General features: G+C 70.8%; 11 protein-coding genes, 1 pseudogene and 1 riboswitch. Of the genes and pseudogenes, 1 reads left to right on the top strand and 11 read right to left on the bottom strand.

Annotated features, from left to right (window positions below; translation table 11 throughout):
• Window positions 1-171: 171 nt before the first annotated feature.
• Together ACZ6D7_RS08735 and ACZ6D7_RS08730 are read right to left on the bottom strand one after the other, a co-directional pair.
• Entirely contained in the window at window positions 172-1227 is a 1056-nt protein-coding gene (locus ACZ6D7_RS08735; protein ID WP_469485620.1) for a M23 family metallopeptidase, read from the bottom strand.
• 4 nt (window positions 1228-1231) lie between these two features.
• Window positions 1232-1390: riboswitch (cyclic di-AMP (ydaO/yuaA leader) on the bottom strand.
• 303 nt (window positions 1391-1693) lie between these two features.
• Window positions 1694-3766 (bottom strand): alpha-galactosidase, encoded by a 2073-nt coding sequence (locus ACZ6D7_RS08730; RefSeq protein ID WP_469486042.1) that lies wholly within the window; start codon window positions 3764-3766, stop codon window positions 1694-1696.
• Window positions 3767-4002: 236 nt separating this feature from the next.
• Between ACZ6D7_RS08730 and ACZ6D7_RS08725 the strand changes: the two genes are divergently transcribed.
• The gene (locus ACZ6D7_RS08725) at window positions 4003-4800 is read left to right on the top strand and encodes a tyrosine-protein phosphatase (RefSeq protein ID WP_469485617.1); all 798 of its coding nucleotides are present in this window, start codon (window positions 4003-4005) and stop codon (window positions 4798-4800) included.
• An 80-nt stretch (window positions 4801-4880) separates the two neighbouring features.
• Here ACZ6D7_RS08725 and ACZ6D7_RS08720 read toward each other — a convergent pair whose 3' ends face one another.
• The 9 genes and pseudogenes from ACZ6D7_RS08720 to ACZ6D7_RS08680 all read right to left on the bottom strand — a co-directional run bounded on the left by ACZ6D7_RS08720 (window position 4881) and on the right by ACZ6D7_RS08680 (window position 15222).
• Window positions 4881-5003, bottom strand: a complete 123-nt coding sequence (locus tag ACZ6D7_RS08720) for a DUF6126 family protein (RefSeq protein ID WP_469485614.1) — start codon at window positions 5001-5003, stop codon at window positions 4881-4883.
• Window positions 5000-5554, bottom strand: a pseudogene (locus ACZ6D7_RS08715) (helix-turn-helix domain-containing protein); the annotation flags it as partial. The pseudogene ACZ6D7_RS08715 and the gene ACZ6D7_RS08720, both read right to left, overlap by 4 nt.
• A gap of 293 nt (window positions 5555-5847) precedes the next feature.
• The gene (locus tag ACZ6D7_RS08710; RefSeq protein WP_469485612.1) at window positions 5848-7233 is read right to left on the bottom strand and encodes an aspartate aminotransferase family protein; all 1386 of its coding nucleotides are present in this window, start codon (window positions 7231-7233) and stop codon (window positions 5848-5850) included.
• Window positions 7230-9131, bottom strand: coding sequence for a 1-deoxy-D-xylulose-5-phosphate synthase (gene dxs / locus ACZ6D7_RS08705; RefSeq protein WP_469485609.1), 1902 nt, complete (start codon window positions 9129-9131; stop codon window positions 7230-7232). The genes ACZ6D7_RS08710 and dxs overlap by 4 nt, the downstream gene beginning before the upstream one ends.
• 27 nt (window positions 9132-9158) lie before the next feature.
• Complete coding sequence (ispG, locus tag ACZ6D7_RS08700) at window positions 9159-10316, bottom strand: flavodoxin-dependent (E)-4-hydroxy-3-methylbut-2-enyl-diphosphate synthase (RefSeq protein ID WP_469485606.1); 1158 nt, start codon at window positions 10314-10316, stop codon at window positions 9159-9161.
• Between the two features lie 4 nt (window positions 10317-10320).
• Window positions 10321-11343, bottom strand: a complete 1023-nt coding sequence (gene hpnH / locus ACZ6D7_RS08695) for an adenosyl-hopene transferase HpnH (protein ID WP_469485603.1) — start codon at window positions 11341-11343, stop codon at window positions 10321-10323.
• A gap of 5 nt (window positions 11344-11348) precedes the next feature.
• Complete coding sequence (locus ACZ6D7_RS08690; RefSeq protein ID WP_469485601.1) at window positions 11349-11990, bottom strand: phosphorylase family protein; 642 nt, start codon at window positions 11988-11990, stop codon at window positions 11349-11351.
• On the bottom strand, window positions 11990-14038 hold the full coding sequence (gene shc / locus ACZ6D7_RS08685; RefSeq protein ID WP_469485598.1) for a squalene--hopene cyclase: 2049 nt from the start codon (window positions 14036-14038) through the stop codon (window positions 11990-11992). Before shc ends, ACZ6D7_RS08690 begins: the two co-directional genes overlap by 1 nt.
• A 119-nt stretch (window positions 14039-14157) precedes the next feature.
• Window positions 14158-15222 carry a polyprenyl synthetase family protein gene (locus ACZ6D7_RS08680; protein WP_469486040.1) on the bottom strand — a complete coding sequence of 355 codons (1065 nt, stop codon included), beginning with the start codon at window positions 15220-15222 and terminating at the stop codon, window positions 14158-14160.
• Between the last annotated feature and the right edge of the window lie 31 nt (window positions 15223-15253).

Genomic DNA, 15253 nt, shown 5'->3' with positions numbered 1-15253 from the left:
TGATCGAAGCCGGTAGAAAGCGCTTGCCCTCCGACGGGGGTCACTCTGCCCCCATCCCGCCCAGTCTGTCGATGGGGCGAAAAGGGATGCCGTGCGGACACACCGAAGGCCGGACCCGGGGATCGGGGTCCGGCCTTCGGTGGCGTGTCAGGCAGGGGTGGAGCGGGAGGGTCAGCCGACCGAGACGCCGTGCGAGCGGAGGTAGGCGACCGGGTCCACGTCCGAGCCGTAGTTCGGCGTGGTGCGGATCTCGAAGTGCAGGTGCGGGCCGGTCACGTTGCCGGTGGCACCGGAGAGGCCGACCTGCTGGCCCGCCGACACGGTCTGGCCGGCCGAGACGGAGAGCGAGGACAGGTGGGCGTACTGCGCGTAGTAGCCGTCGTTGAGCTTGATGACGACCTGGTTGCCGTACGCGCCGCCCCAGCCCGCGGAGACGACGGTGCCCGCCGCCACGGCCTTGAGGGAGGTGCCGGTCGGGACGACGAAGTCGACGCCGGTGTGGTAACCGCTGGACCACATGCTGCCCGACATGCGGTACGGCGTACCGACGGTGGCACCGGCTACGGGCAGGCTGAAACCGGCGGAGGCGCCGGCCGAGGTGCCGGTGGAGTTGCCGGCGGCCTGGGTGGTCGCCTTCGAGTCCGAGGACCCGGCGGACGAGGAGGACTTCGACGACCGCGAAGACTCCGACGACTGCGAGGACTTGGACGACGACGTCGACGACTTGGACGACTTCGAGGACGAGGAGGAGGAACCGGCCGAACCGGTCGAACCGGACGACGAGGAGCCGGTCGTGGCCTTCTTGCCGATCGACAGCTTCAGGCCCGGGTGGATCAGCGACGGGTTCTCGCCGACGGCCTCACGGTTGTCCTGGTACAGCCGCTGCCAGCCGCCGCTGACGTTCTGCTCGTCGGCGATCCTCGAGAGGTAGTCGCCGGACCGGACGGTGTACGTCGCGGCGCCCTTGGCGGCCGACTTCTGCGCGACCGGAACCGATTCCGCGGCCTTTTCCGAAACCGACGCGGAAACCGAGGCGGAAACCGATGCCGGGACGGAAGTCGACACCGTGGTCGCGGTGGACGCCGAAACAGACTGAGTGGTGGCCGCATGGGCGCCGGTGGCCCCCATGAGGGGGAGGGCGAGCGCGGCTCCGCCGGTTCCTGCGACGGCGATGGACCGGGTGAAGCGCTGGGACTTCGGGCGGCGGTGCTTACCCTTCGCGGGCATGGCGAATTCCTCTCCGGCGCCTGCGAGGTGAGCTGTCGGGTGCGGACTGGAGATGTCCGGCCGCGCCGAGGCGCGGCTTTACCCCAAAGCCTGTTCCGGGACCGGAACAGGCGGTTCTACCTGTGGGTCCCCCGCTCCTGCCGTGGACGGGTGAGTGTGCGGACCCCGGACGGCGGCAGGATTAGGCGTCCGTCCGGATTGGTCTGGAACGTAAGCGACCACGACGCACAGGGACAAGCAGAGGTTGTGCCGATAACCCATTTCTCTTGATCCGCTGTGAATTTTCCCGGTGACGCTCCGTGTTTCGAAAGCGTTATTTTCCGCCCAACCCCCTGGAAAAGCATGTGAATTACGTGGACATGACGGGCGACGCACGGTCACGAGTATGACGCTGCTCACTGGCAGCTCTCCAGGATCCTTTATTCCAGAGCGAGTTGGAATGAAGGATCCAATTCGGACAGAACTCTCAGATGCGACGGAGGCGGATAACCGCCGCATCAAGGTCACCGCGCAGTCCGGTCCGCAGCCCGTGGTGCAGCAGCACCGCACCCCGGTGCACTTCGCCCGTTTCGCGGCATTCGTACGATGCTGTCGGGTCCAGGCCGCGCAGCCGCAGCGCCGGAACGGGCTCGCCGAACCGCTGTGCCTGGAGCCAGGCGAGGACGACGGTCTCCGCGCCGCGCACGTACTGCACGGCACTCGGTCCGCCCGCCGGGGGCCGCAGCCGGTAGAGGTCGCCGTGCTGCACGAGCGGCCGGATCTCCTTGTAGAGATCCACCCAGCGCCGGGCTTCGGCCAGCTCCTCCGTGCTCCACTCGGAGAGGTCCCCGCCGACGCCGAGCACCCCGGCCATGGCACTGACGAACCGGAAGCGCAGCGAGCTGACCCGGTCGTTGAGCTGGGTGTTGGGGCTGTCGGTGACCCAGGCGGCCATCACCCGGGCGGGGTGGATCTGACTGAAGCCGTGCTGGATGTCGAGCCGGTCGAGCGGATCGGTGTTGTCGGAGGTCCACACCTGGTCGGTGCGGCTCAGGATCCCGAGGTCGATGCGGCCGCCGCCGCCCGAGCAGGATTCGAAGGCGACACCGGGGTGGGCGGCCCGCAGCCGGTCCAGGAGGGCGTACAGGGCCCGGACGTGGTCGACCCACAGGCGCTGCGGGTAGGGGTCGTCCGGCCAGCCCGCGTCGGTGAAGCAGCGGTTGAAGTCCCACTTGACGTAGTCGATGGGGGCGCTGGAGAGGAGCCCGTCGAGCTGCTCCCAGAGGTACTCCTGGACGTCCTCGCGCGCGAGGTTCAACATGAGCTGATTGCGGAATTCCGTCCGCTTTCGTCCCGGCTGGAACTGCACCCAGTCGGGGTGGGCCCGGTACAGGTCGCTGTCCGGGTTGACCATCTCGGGCTCGACCCAGATGCCGAACTGCATGCCGAGGGCGTGCACCTGGTCGGCGAGCGGCTTCAGGCCGTGCGGGAAGCGGTCGGGGTTGGGGTGCCAGTCGCCGAGTCCGGCACGGTCGCTGGTGCGGGCCCCGAACCAGCCGTCGTCCACGACGAACAGCTCGACGCCGATCTCCGCGGCGCGCCGGGCCAAGGTGGCCTGCTGCTCCTCGGAGATGTCGAAGAACGTGGCCTCCCAGGAGTTGAACAGCACCGGCCGGTCCTGCTCGGCGTCCGGGATCACCTGCTCGCGCTGGTAGGCGTGCCAGGTGCGGCTGGCGCCGCCGAAGCCGCCGTCGCTCCACAGACCGGCGAAGAGGGGCGTGGTGAAGGACTCCCCCGTCGCGAGCATCAGCAGGCCGGAGTCGTCGTAGCCGGCGCCGCCGGTGATCTGCACGCGCGCGTCCGGGAGTTGGGCGACGGCGATGCGCCAGGAGCCGGACCAGCCGAGAGCACAGCCGTAGACCTCGCCGCGCTCCTCGGTGGCGTCGGTGTCGAGGGCGACCCAGGGCAGGTGCTGGTGCCCGGTGTGGCCGCGGCGGCTGCCAATGACCTTCTCACCGTAGGTGAGGGGGGCCTGGACCAGCCGGGACTCTGCGGCCCAGCGGCCGTGCAGCTGGGACAGGCGCCAGCCGTCACGCTCGGGCAGGGTCCAGGAGGCGGAGTCGGCGCGCAGCAGCTCCAGGGGCTCGTCGCCGTCGTTGCGCAGGGTCGCCCGGCGCTCCACGACGTCGCCGCGCATCCGGTAGTGCAGGGTGACCGTCAGACCGGCGTCCCGGAAGCGCAGCCGCAGCTCGTCGCCCTCGGTCTCGTACGTCTCGAAGGTCCACTCGGTGCCGCGCCGCCCGGCGGTGCGCACGGACAGGGCGGGCCTGACGAAGCGGGGGCCGCCCTCGGCCGGGTACTCCTCGTGACCGTCGAGGTGGGACTCGAACGACGCGCGGCCCTGGAGCGGGACCGCGGCGAGGGCCTCGGCGTCGGCGAGGGCGATCCGCGGCCCCCAGTGCAGGTGGATCAGCTCGTCGGCCTCGGTGAGATGGAGGGCGTAACTGCTCGTGGGCCCCGAAAGGAGCCAGGTACGGCCACCCGCGGCGATCTCGGGCATCACGGTCTCGGGCATCAAACCCCCACTGATTCGAACAGGTGCGATCAAGCATCAACATAATCGAGTGCGGAAGCGTATCCGGGCAACGCCTGTGGACAACTCTTCACCTGCGAAGACGGCGGATGCGCCGCCCTGTGGACAACCCGTTGCCCGGGGAATCCATGTCGTATGGTCGACGAGGTGTCCCCCGGCCCACACGAGCCGCGCCGGCGGAACCCGACTGGGAGGGAGCCCCCGTGACGCAGCAGATCCCGTCGACCGAGCCCGAACTGGCCGGTGTGCGCAATTTCCGGGACGTGGGCGGTCTGCCGACGGTGGACGGGCGGCGGGTGCGGCACGGCGTGCTGTTCCGCAGCGGCCATCTCGCGCACGCGACCGACGAGGACGCCGCGTTCCTCGGCTCCCTGGGGCTGCACACGATCTTCGACTTCCGCAACGCGGCGGACCAGCGGCTGGAGGGTCCGGACGTCGATCTTCCGGGCGTGCGCAATGTGAACCTGCCGCTGTCGGACCCGGCGGACGGCGCGGAGTTCTGGAAGATGGTCCGCGACGGCGACCTCGACCAGCTGCGCGGGATACTCGGCGACGGCAAGGCGGCGAACCGCATGATCGCTTCTTACCGCAGGATCGTCGCCGAGCGCACGGCCGAGCACTCCCAGGTGCTGCACGCGCTCGCCGAGGACAGCGTCCCGGCCCTGATGCACTGCGCGGCCGGCAAGGACCGCGCGGGTCTGTCCGTGGCGGTGACGCTGCTCGCCCTGGGCGTGGAGCGCGAGGCGATCCTCGGCGACTATCTGGAGTCCAACGCCAAGCACCGCCGCTACAAGGTGCGGCGCGGCGGCTCCTCGGACTCGGCGTACACCCCCGAGGTCATGGAGCTGCTCAGCCCGCTCTTCGACGCCCGCGCGGAGTACCTGGCGGCGGCGTTCGAGACCATCGAGGAGACCTGGGGCGGCGTGGACGCCTATCTGGAACAGGGCCTCGGGCTCACCTCCGCGACCCGCGAGCGGCTGCGGGAACGGCTGCTCGACTGACCGGGGCGGCGGCCCCCCGGCCCACCCCGACCGGTTGGCCCCGCTACCGGCCGGCCACGCCCTACCGGTTGGCCACCCCCCTACTGGTTGGCCCCCGCCTCGAACAGCAGCCAGATGAACGCCGCGAGGACGTGCCCCACCGCGATGTAGATGATCAGCCGGATCCAGATGCCGCGCGGCAGCCGTTCCTCGGTGTTCCTCATGGCGTCTCTCCAGGGGTGGGGCCCAGGCACAAGGTGGCCGTGGGGCTCTGCAGCAGGGTGTGGACGAAGAGCAGCTCGACGCCGTCGGGGTCCTCGGCGGCGAGGCGGTGCGGGGTCAGCGAGTCGAAGTGCGCGCTGTCACCGGGCCCGAGCAGGTGCACGGTGTCCCCGAGCCGCAGCCGCAGCCGCCCCCGCAGGACGTGCAGCCACTCCTCCCCGGGGTGCACCCGCACGATGTCGCCCTGCGAGCCGTGCGGCACGAGCACGCGCAGGGCCTGCATCCCCCGTCCGGGCGCGCCGGCCGGCCAGTAGGTCCAGCCGCCGGCCCGGGTCGGTTCCATGTCCGCGGCGCGGACGACGGCGTCCCGGTCGCCGGCCCGTTCACCGAGCAGCTCCGAGACCGTCGTACCGTAGACACGGGCGAGCGCGAGCAGCATCGGCAGCGAGGGCTGACGCTGTCCCGTCTCCAGACGGGACAGATGGGCCGGTGACAGTCCGGCGTCCCGGGCGGCGGCCTCCAGGGTGAGACCGGCCCGGCGGCGCAGGGGGGGGGGGGGGGGGGGGGGGGAAGGAGAGGGGGGGGGGGGGGGGGGGGGGGGGTGCCCCCCCCCCCCCCCCCGCCCCCCCCCCCCCCCCCCCCCCCCCCCCCCCCCCCCCCCCCCACGACAGGCAGGGCGTCGGACGCGGAGTCGGGCGAACTCATACGTCCATTCAGCACGAGCTTTGCCTTTGGGGCAAGTTTGTTGCCTTAGAGGCAAAAGCCTGGGGAAAGCCCCGCGGAAGGCAGTGAGAAGGCCCTGGGGAAGGCTTGGCGAAAGCCCTGGAGAAGGCTCTCGGCGAGGGCCTACCGGTTGGCCACCGCCTGCTTGATCAGCGTCTTGCCGAAGTCCCACACCAGTCCGTTGCCGCCGTGGGCGTCGTCCATCACCTCGGTGAAGGCGTCCATGAACCGGTCCACGTCCCGTTCGTCAATGACCAGCGGCGGGATCAGCTTGATCACCTCCAGGTGGTCGCCGGAGACCTGGGTGAGGATCCGGTGCCGCTGGAGCAGCGGGACGACCACCATCTGGGCGAACAGCCCCTTGCGGGCGGTCTGGAGCATGGCCCACCGGCTGCGCAGCTTGAGCGACTTCGGCCTGCCGAACTCGATGCCGATCATCAGCCCCCGGCCCCGCACGTCGGCGAGCAGCTCGTAGGTGCCGGTCAGGGCCGCCAGCCGCGACTTCAGAAGGTCGCCCATGGCCCGGGCGTTCGCCACGATCTGCTCGTTCTCCATCACGGACAGGACCGCGAGCCCCGCCGCCATGGCCTGGGCGTTGGAGCCGAAGCTCGCCGAGTGGACCAGCACCCGGTCGATCGACGAGAACACCTTCTTGAAGATCCAGTCCTTGCCGAGGGTGGCGCCCACCGGCACATAGCCGCCGGAGAGCGCCTTGGCCACACAGACCAGGTCCGGTTCGACGCCGTCCTCGTGCTGGTAGGCGTAGAAGTCGCCGGTCCGGCCGAGACCGGTCTGCACCTCGTCGGCGATGAGCAGCGCCTTGTGCCGGTGCAGCAGTTCCTGCGCGGCGCGCAGATGGCCGGGCGGGGCCTCGTGCACGCCCTTGCCCTGGATCGGCTCGACGATCAGGGCGGCCACGTCGCCCTTCCTCAGCTCCCGCGCCAGCGCGTCGAGATCGCCGAGGGGGACGGCCGTGTCGGGCAGCAGCGGGGCGAAGCCGTCCCGGAAGCCGTCCTCGCCGTTGACGGACAGCGAGCCGGTGGTGAGACCGTGGAAGGCGTGGTCGCAGTACAGGATCCGCGGCTTCCCGGTGGCCCGCCGGGCGAACTTCAGCGCGGTCTCGACCGCCTCGGTGCCGCTATTGCCGAAGAACACCCGGTCCAGGTGGGGGCTGTGCGCCAGGAGCCGTTCGGCCAGCAGCCCGGGCAGCGGCTGGCAGTCGAAGCGGGTGAGGTCGGCGAGCGAGGCGTCGAGGACGTCGTGCAGCGCCCTGCGGACCACAGGATGGTGGCGGCCCAGGCCCATCACCCCGAACCCGGCGAGCATGTCCAGGTAGTCGTTGCCGTCCGCGTCCCAGAAGTGCGCGCCCTCGGCCCGCTCGTAGACCTTGTCGAAGCCGATGGTGTGCAGCATGCGCGGGAGCTGGTGGTTGAGGTATCTGGCGTGCAGCTCGTAGCGCTCGGCTCCGCGCTCGGCCAGGAGGGCGCCGAGATCGAACTCCTTGGTCATGCGTCCTTCTCCTTGACTGGGCCGTCGGCGTCCTTGACGGCCAGACTCGCGCTGATCCGCCCGGCGATCTCGACCGGTGTGAGGCCGATGTCGGCGAGCACCTCCCCGCGTTTGGCGTGCGCGAGGAACTGCTCCGGAATGCCGAACCGCCGTACGGGTACGTCGACTTCGGCGTCGCCCAGGGCCAGCGCCACCGCGGAACCGACCCCGGCGGCACGGCTGTTGTCCTCGACGACCGCCACCAGTCGGTGCCCGGCGGCGAGGCCGGGCAGCGCCGGGTCGACGGGTTTGACCCAACGGGGGTCCACGACCGTGCAGTCGATGCCGCGCGCCTCCAGCAGTTCGGCGGCCTGGAGGCACACCGGCGCCATCACGCCGACGGCCACCAGCAGGACGTCGGCCGCGTCGGCGCGGTGCAGGACGTCCATACCGCCCACCCGGCCGACCGCCGGGATCTCCGGTCCGACCGACTCCTTCGGGAAGCGCACCAGGGTCGGCGCGTCGTCCACGCCGACCGCCTCCCGCAGCTGGGCGCGCAGCTGGTCGGCGTCGCGCGGGGCGGCGATCCTGAGGCCCGGGACGACCTGGAGGACGGACATGTCCCACATGCCGTTGTGCGAGGCCCCGTCGACCCCGGTGACGCCGGCCCGGTCCAGCACGAACGTCACCCCGCACCGGTGCAGCGCCACGTCCATCAGCAGCTGGTCGAAGGCGCGGTTGAGGAAGGTGGCGTAGACGGCGACGACGGGGTGGAGCCCGCCGGTCGCGAGGCCCGCGGCGCTGACGGCCGCGTGCTGCTCGGCGATCCCGACGTCCCACACCCGGTCGGGGAACCGCTCGGCGAACGCGCCGAGCCCCACCGGGTGCAGCATGGCCGCCGTGATCGCCACGACGTCGTCGCGCTCCTCACCGATCCGTACGATCTCCTCGCCGAACACCGAGGTCCAGGACGGCCCGCCGGCGGGGCTGAGCGGCGCGCAGGTCAGCGGGTCCATCACCCCGACGGTGTGGAAGTGGTCCTCCTCGTGCGCGATCGCCGGCTCGTAGCCGCGCCCCTTCTCGGTCAGGCAGTGCACCAGCACCGGCCCGTGGAAGCGCTTGGCCCGCCTGAGCGCCGACTCCACGGCCTTGACGTCGTGTCCGTCGATCGGACCGACGTACTTCAGCCCGAGATCCTCGAACATGCCCTGCGGGGCGAACGCGTCCTTGAAGCCCTTCTTCGCGCCGTGCAGCGACTCGTAGAGCGTGTGACCCACCACCGGCGTGCTCAGGAGTACGTCCTTCCCCCAGGCCAGCACCTTCTCGTAGCTGTCGGTGGTGCGCAGGGTGGCCAGGTGGTTGGCGAGCCCGCCGATGGTCGGCGCGTAGGAGCGCTCGTTGTCGTTGACGACGATGATCAGAGGCCGGTCCCGGGCGGCCGCGATGTTGTTCAGCGCTTCCCAGGCCATCCCGCCGGTGAGCGCGCCGTCGCCGATGACCGCGACGACATGACCCTTCTCGCCCTGCACCTGCCGGGCCTTGGCCAGGCCGTCGGCCCAGCCGAGGACGGTGGAGGCGTGGCTGTTCTCGATGACGTCGTGCTCGGACTCCTCACGGGAGGGATAGCCAGACAGGCCGCCCTTGCCGCGCAGCTTGGAGAAGTCCTGACGCCCCGTCAGAAGCTTGTGGACGTAGCTCTGGTGACCGGTGTCCCACAGGATGCGGTCCACTGGTGACTCGAAGACCCGGTGCAGGGCGACAGTGAGTTCCACCACCCCCAGGTTGGGCCCGAGGTGTCCGCCGGTCCTGGCGACCGCGTGCACCAGGAACTCCCTGATCTCTTCGGACAGTTGACCGAGTTCCGGCTCGGACAGCGCCTTCAGGTCGCGCGGCTGCCGGATGTTCTCCAGGATCGTCACGGTCGGGCCCCCTTAGGTCCGTGCTGTTCAACTCACGGTGACGGCCGGCTCCCCCGCCGCGACGCCGTCCTGCTCCATCTGTTCGGCGATCTTCATCGCTTCCTCGATGAGGGTCTCCACGATCTTCGACTCGGGCACGGTCCTGACGACCTCGCCCTTCACGAAGATCTGCCCCTTGCCGTTGCCGGAGGCGACCCCCAGATCCGCTTCCCGCGCCTCACCGGGGCCGTTGACGACACACCCCATGACGGCGACGCGCAAGGGCACCTCCATGCCCTCCAGACCGGCCGTGACCTCGTCGGCCAGCTTGTAGACGTCCACCTGGGCCCGCCCGCAGGACGGACAGGAGACGATCTCCAGGCGGCGCTGCTTGAGGTTCAGGGACTCCAGGATCTGGATGCCGACCTTGACCTCCTCGGCGGGCGGCGCGCTCAGCGACACGCGGATCGTGTCGCCGATGCCCTGCGCCAGCAGCGCCCCGAAGGCCACCGCCGACTTGATCGTCCCCTGGAACGCCGGGCCGGCCTCCGTCACGCCCAGATGCAGCGGATAGTCGCATTGGGCCGCCAGTTGCCGGTACGCCTCGACCATCACGACCGGGTCGTTGTGCTTGACCGAGATCTTGATGTCCCGGAAGCCGTGCTCCTCGAAGAGGGAGGCCTCCCACAGGGCGCTCTCCACGAGCGCCTCCGGCGTGGCCCTGCCGTACTTCTGGAGCAGCCGGCGGTCCAGCGAGCCGGCGTTGACCCCGATCCTGATCGGCGTGCCGTGCTCCCCCGCGGCCCGCGCGATCTCCTTCACCTTGTCGTCGAACTGTTTGATGTTGCCAGGGTTGACGCGGACGGCCGCGCACCCGGCCTCGATCGCCGCGAACACGTACTTCGGCTGGAAGTGGATGTCCGCGATCACCGGGATCTGCGACTTGCGCGCGATGGTGGCCAGGGCGTCCGCGTCGTCCTGCGTGGGGCAGGCGACCCGCACGATCTGGCAGCCGGACGCCGTCAGCTCGGCGATCTGCTGGAGGGTGGCGCCGATGTCGGACGTACGGGTCGTCGTCATCGACTGCACCGACACCGGGGCCCCGCCGCCGACCGCCACCGGCCCGACGTGGATCCGCCGTGACACGCGCCGCTCGGCGATCGGCCGGGCCGGTACCCCGGGGACGCCCAGGGAGACTGCGGTCACGGCCTCACTCCCGGTTCCCGGAGACCGTCTCGCGCAGGGCGCGCAGCGACTCCTTCAGCGAGCCCATGGTGGCCAGGACGGCGGTGGGCTCGTAGCCGCAGTGCGCCATGCAGTTGGCGCAGCGCGGGTCCTTGCCGCGGCCGTACTTGTCCCAGTCGGTCTCCTCGATCAGCTCGCGGTACGTCGGCACGTACCCGTCGCTCATCAGGTAGCAGGGGCGCTGCCAGCCGAAGAGGGAGTAGTTCGGGATCGCCCAGGCGGTGCACGGGAAGTCGACCTTGCCCTCGAGGAAGTCGAGGAACAGCGGGGAGTGGTTGAGCCGCCACTTGCGCCGGTTGCCGCCCGCGAAGGCCTTCTTGAACAGCTCGCGGGTCTGCTCCACGCCGAGGAAGTGCTCCTGGTCGGGCGCCTTCTCGTAGGCGTAGGCGGGCGAGATCATCATCTCGTCGACGCGCAGGTCGTCGTTGAGGAAGTTGAGCACCTCGATGATGGTCTGCGGGGTGTCGGTGTTGAAGAAGGTCGAGTTGGTGGTCACCCGGAAGCCGCGCCGCTTGGCCTCCTTGATCGCCGCCACGGCCTCGTCGAAGACGCCCTCCTTGGCCACCGACTCGTCGTGCCGCTCGCGCAGCCCGTCGATGTGCACGGCGAAGGCGAAGTAGGGCGACGGCGTGAACTTGTCCATCTTCTTGCGCAGCAGCATGGCGTTGGTGCAGAGGAAGACGTACTTCTTCTTCGCCACCAACTGCCGGGCGATCTCGTCGATCTGAGGGTGCATCAGGGGCTCACCGCCCGCGATGGACACCATCGGCGCACCGGACTCCAGCACCGCGCCCACGGCCTGGGCGACCGGCATGCGCTGCTTGAGCACGCCCGCCGGGTGCTGGATCTTGCCGCAGCCCTCGCACTTGAGATTGCAGGCGAAGAGCGGTTCCAGCTCCACGATCAGCGGGAACTTGTCCCGCTTGCGGAGCTTCTGTTCAGCGAGGTATGTAGCGACCTTGATGGACTGGCGCAGCGGCATGGCCATTCGGCTCACCTCCGGGGGAGCAGCACATTACGGTGCCATTCGAAGAATGCAGGCAGGACGGAACGAAGGACGCGGAAAGCCGATATTCCACCGCGCACCGTGCCGATCCGGACGAGTTCATGTTCTGGAGCGTCCACGACCACCCGGACGGCCGCAACCGGGCGGCCGCCGGCACGGACGGCACTCAGGAGCGTGGCCGCCGACTCCATGTCGACCGCGATCGCGCCCTTCGCGAGCAGGTCCGCCCGCTCGTGGCCGCGCACGACATGGTCGGAGCCGGTGAGGGGGCCGGTGTGGACGGTGCGCCCGGGCAGCGTGCGCACGAGTTCCTTGACGAGCAGTTCGGTGCCGACGCACGGGACGGTGCCCCGTGGGTCGCGGGTCTCCTCGGCGACCACCAGGTCGCCGGGGTGCATACCGGGGGCGAGTCCGGCGCAGAAGCCCGTGGCCAGGACGGCCGCCCCGTCGAGCACCGGGTCGGCCAGGACCCGGGTGACGGAGCGTTCGGCCGCCTTCGGCCCCATGCCCGAGCGCAGGACGGTGACGGGCCCGCCGGCCCCACCGCGGTCGCCCATGCGCAGCGCGAGATGCTCGATGCCGAGCGCGCAGGCGATCAGCAGCGGGGGCAGGGCGGGCTTCGTGCTCATCAGCTCCCCTTGACCTCGACGGCCTCGACGGCCTCGACGACTTCGACGGGAGCCGCCCCGGCGGGAGACTTCCGGGAGAACGGTTCGCCGTGGACGTACCGGCCGAGCGCGGTCAGCGGGAAGACCTGGCGGTAGAGGTGGTAGTTGATCGAGAAGTCCCACGGGAAGCCGGTGCCGGTGAAGTACGGCTCGTCCCAGGAGCCGTCCTCCCGCTGGGTCTCCGCCAGCCATGCGACACCGCGTTCGACGGCCTTCGAGTCCCGCTCCCCCGCCGCCAGCAGCGCCATCAGCGCCCAGGCGGTCTGCGAGGCCGTCGAGGCGCCGCGGGCGCTCCAGCGGGCGGGGTCCTGGTAGGAGCGCAGGTCCTCGCCCCAGCCGCCGTCGTCGTTCTGCATCCGCTCCAGCCAGGCGACCGCGCGGCGGATCGCGGGGTGCTGCGTGGGCAGTCCGGCGGCGGCCAGCGCGGGCACCACCGACCCGGTGCCGTAGACGTAGTTGACGCCCCAGCGGCCGAACCACGAGCCGTCCGGCTCCTGTTCGGCCAGCAGCCAGGCGATGCCGCGCCGGGTGCGCGGGTCGTGGGAGAGGCCCTCGACGGCGAGCATCTCGACGACGTGCGCGGTGACGTCCGCCGACGGCGGGTCGATGACCTCGCCGAAGTCGCAGAACGGCAGCCGGTTGGGGAACCTGCTGGTGTTGTCGACGTCGAAGGCGCCCCACGCGCCGTTCCTCGACTGCATCCCGAGGTTCCAGCGCACCCCGCGGGCGATCGCCTTCTCCACTCGCTCCGGGTCGTGGTGCGCGACACGGCGCAGCGCCAGGACGACCTCGGCGGTGTCGTCGATGTCGGGGTAGTTGTCGTTGTGGAACTCGAACGCCCAGCCGCCCGGCGGGAGTTGGGGGCGTCGCACGGACCAGTCGCCCGGCCGCACGATCTGCTCGCCGAGCATCCAGTCGGCGGCCTTGACCAGCTGCGGGTGGTCGGCGGGCAGTCCGGCGTCGGCGAGCGCGATGGTCGCCAGGCAGGTGTCCCACACCGGCGACTGGCAGGCCTCGATCATCCGGGAGCCGTCCTCGCGCCACACGGCGTAACGATCCAGCGACTCGAGCCCCGCACGCATCACGGGGTGTTCGAGGTCGTAGCCGAGCAGGTGCAGGGCGATGATCGAGTACACGGCCGGCGGCTGGATGCCGCCCCAGGCGCCGTCGTTCTCCTGCCGCTCGACGATCCAGCGGGCGGCGGAGTTCAGGGCCGCCCCGCGCAGCCGGCGCACCGCGACCGTGCGGTAGCCGCGGACGACCTTGTCGAGCCGCTGGAAGAGCCCGTCCCAGGTGTTCACCGGGGCCAGCGGCCGGGGCGGGTTGGGCCGGGCGGGGTCCGTGTGCAGTTCGTCGAGCGGGAACGGCGCCGGGCGCACCGGGCGTTTCGCCGAGACGACGGTGAGCGGGACGATCGTCTGCCGGGCCCAGCAGCCGAAGTTGTAGATGCTGAGCGGGAACCACTTCGGGAAGTACAGGAGTTCCGGCGGGAGTTCGGGCAGGTCCTCCCACTTCCACCAGCCGAACAGGGCCAGCCAGATCCGGGTGAAGACCCGGGCGGAGGCGATGCCGCCCTGGTCACGGACCCAGGCGGAGGCCCGGGCCATGTGGGGCGCGTCGGGGGCGTCACCGGCCAGGCGCAGCGCGACGTACGCCTCGATGGTGGCGGAGAGTTCGGGAGGGCCGCCGTGGAAGGTGGCCCAGGTGCCGTCGTCCCGCTGTTTGCCGCGGACGAAGAGGGCGGCGGCCCGCGTGGTCGCCTCGTCGCGGATGCCCAGGAACTGACGGAGCAGCAGGTCCTCGGCGTCCATGCTGACGTTCGTCTCGAGGTCGCCCTTCCACCAGCCCTCGGCGTCCTGACGGGCGAGCAGGTTCTCGGTGGCACGCTGTACCGCGCGTACGGCGGCTTCTTGTCCCCCGGCCGCCACGGGGATGGTGATGTCGGTTTCGCTGGCCGCGGCAGCGCGGGGCGGCAGAGCCCCGGTGCTTCCGTCGGTCGTCGCTGTCATGGCTTCCCCTTCGTGCAGTGTGCATGTCGTTGCTCTGCTGTGGGTCCGCCGTCGGCCGGTGCGCCTCTCCCTCGCTGCACCGGCCGGCGACTACGCGAGGACTATTCGACCGATAGTGATCATCTCTTTCGTACGACGACGAAGTCGGCGAGCGCCGTGAACCGGGCCCGCACCTGTTCGGGCATGTCGACGGCGTTCAGGGCTTCGATGGCGATGGTGTGCTGACGACGCGCCTCCTCGGCGGTCCACTCACGGCCGCCGGCCTCCTCGATGAGCGCGGCGCGGGCCGCGAACTCCTCCTCGGAGAAGGTCGCGAACTCGCTGCTCTTGGCGTCGGCGGCGAGGATCTCGCCGAGCCGCTCGGAGGCGGAGCCGCCCGCCGCGAGCGCGGCCACGACCGGCAGGGACTTCTTGCGCTGACGCAGGTCGCTCCAGGTCTGCTTGCCGGTGGCCTCGGGGTCGCCCCAGATGCCGAGGAGGTCGTCGATGGCCTGGAAGGCCAGGCCGAGGTGGTAGCCGTACCTCTCCAGGGTGTCGGCCGTGCGCTCGTCGGCGCCGCCGAGGACGGCGCCGATGGAGCTGGCACAGGCCAGCAGGGCGCCGGTCTTGTTGCCCTCCATCTCCAGGCACTCCTCGACGCTGACGCGGTCGCGGTGCTCGTAGGAGATGTCCTGGGCCTGGCCGTCGATCAGGGCGCGGCTGGCGGTGGTGAGCCGGCGGGTGGCGCGGCCGGCCTCGACCGTGCCGAGTTCGAGGAGGACCTCGTTGGCGAGGGCGAACAGGGCGTCGCCGACCAGGATGGCCTGGGCGGGGCCGTGCACCTTCCAGACGGTGTCGCGGTGGCGGCGCTGTTCGTCGCCGTCCATCAGGTCGTCGTGCAGCAGGGAGAAGTTGTGGACCAGCTCGACGGCGACCGCGCCGGGCACGCCCGTCTCGGGGGACGCGCCGGTGACCTCGGCGGAGAGCACGGCGAGCGCGGGGCGCACGGCCTTGCCGCCGTCGCCGTCGGTCGGCTTGCCCTGGGCGTCGATCCAGCCGAAGTGGTAGGCGGCGACCGTGTCCATGGGCGGCGCGAGTCGGTCGACGGCCGCCCGGAGCACCGGAGTGGCCAGCGTGCGGCCGCGCTCCAGGAGCGCGGCCACATCCACCGCGGTCCTGCGAGCGGCCGGCGAGGCCGGGGGCACAGTGGGCACAGTTTCTCCTCTTGTAGCGGTA

The organism is Streptomyces sp. NPDC041784 (genome assembly GCF_055591025.1).
This window is presented reverse-complemented; position numbering and strand designations above follow the sequence as displayed.

Coding starts and splice junctions, on each gene's coding strand:
- ACZ6D7_RS08720 (WP_469485614.1), bottom strand. CDS start 5,003: ATGAGGAACACCGAGGAACGGCTGCCGCGCGGCATCTGGATCCGGCTG.
- ACZ6D7_RS08690 (WP_469485601.1), bottom strand. CDS start 11,990: ATGAGCACGAAGCCCGCCCTGCCCCCGCTGCTGATCGCCTGCGCGCTC.
- ACZ6D7_RS08730 (WP_469486042.1), bottom strand. CDS start 3,766: ATGCCCGAGATCGCCGCGGGTGGCCGTACCTGGCTCCTTTCGGGGCCC.
- ACZ6D7_RS08735 (WP_469485620.1), bottom strand. CDS start 1,227: ATGCCCGCGAAGGGTAAGCACCGCCGCCCGAAGTCCCAGCGCTTCACC.
- shc (WP_469485598.1), bottom strand. CDS start 14,038: ATGACAGCGACGACCGACGGAAGCACCGGGGCTCTGCCGCCCCGCGCT.
- hpnH (WP_469485603.1), bottom strand. CDS start 11,343: ATGGCCATGCCGCTGCGCCAGTCCATCAAGGTCGCTACATACCTCGCT.
- ACZ6D7_RS08710 (WP_469485612.1), bottom strand. CDS start 7,233: ATGACCAAGGAGTTCGATCTCGGCGCCCTCCTGGCCGAGCGCGGAGCC.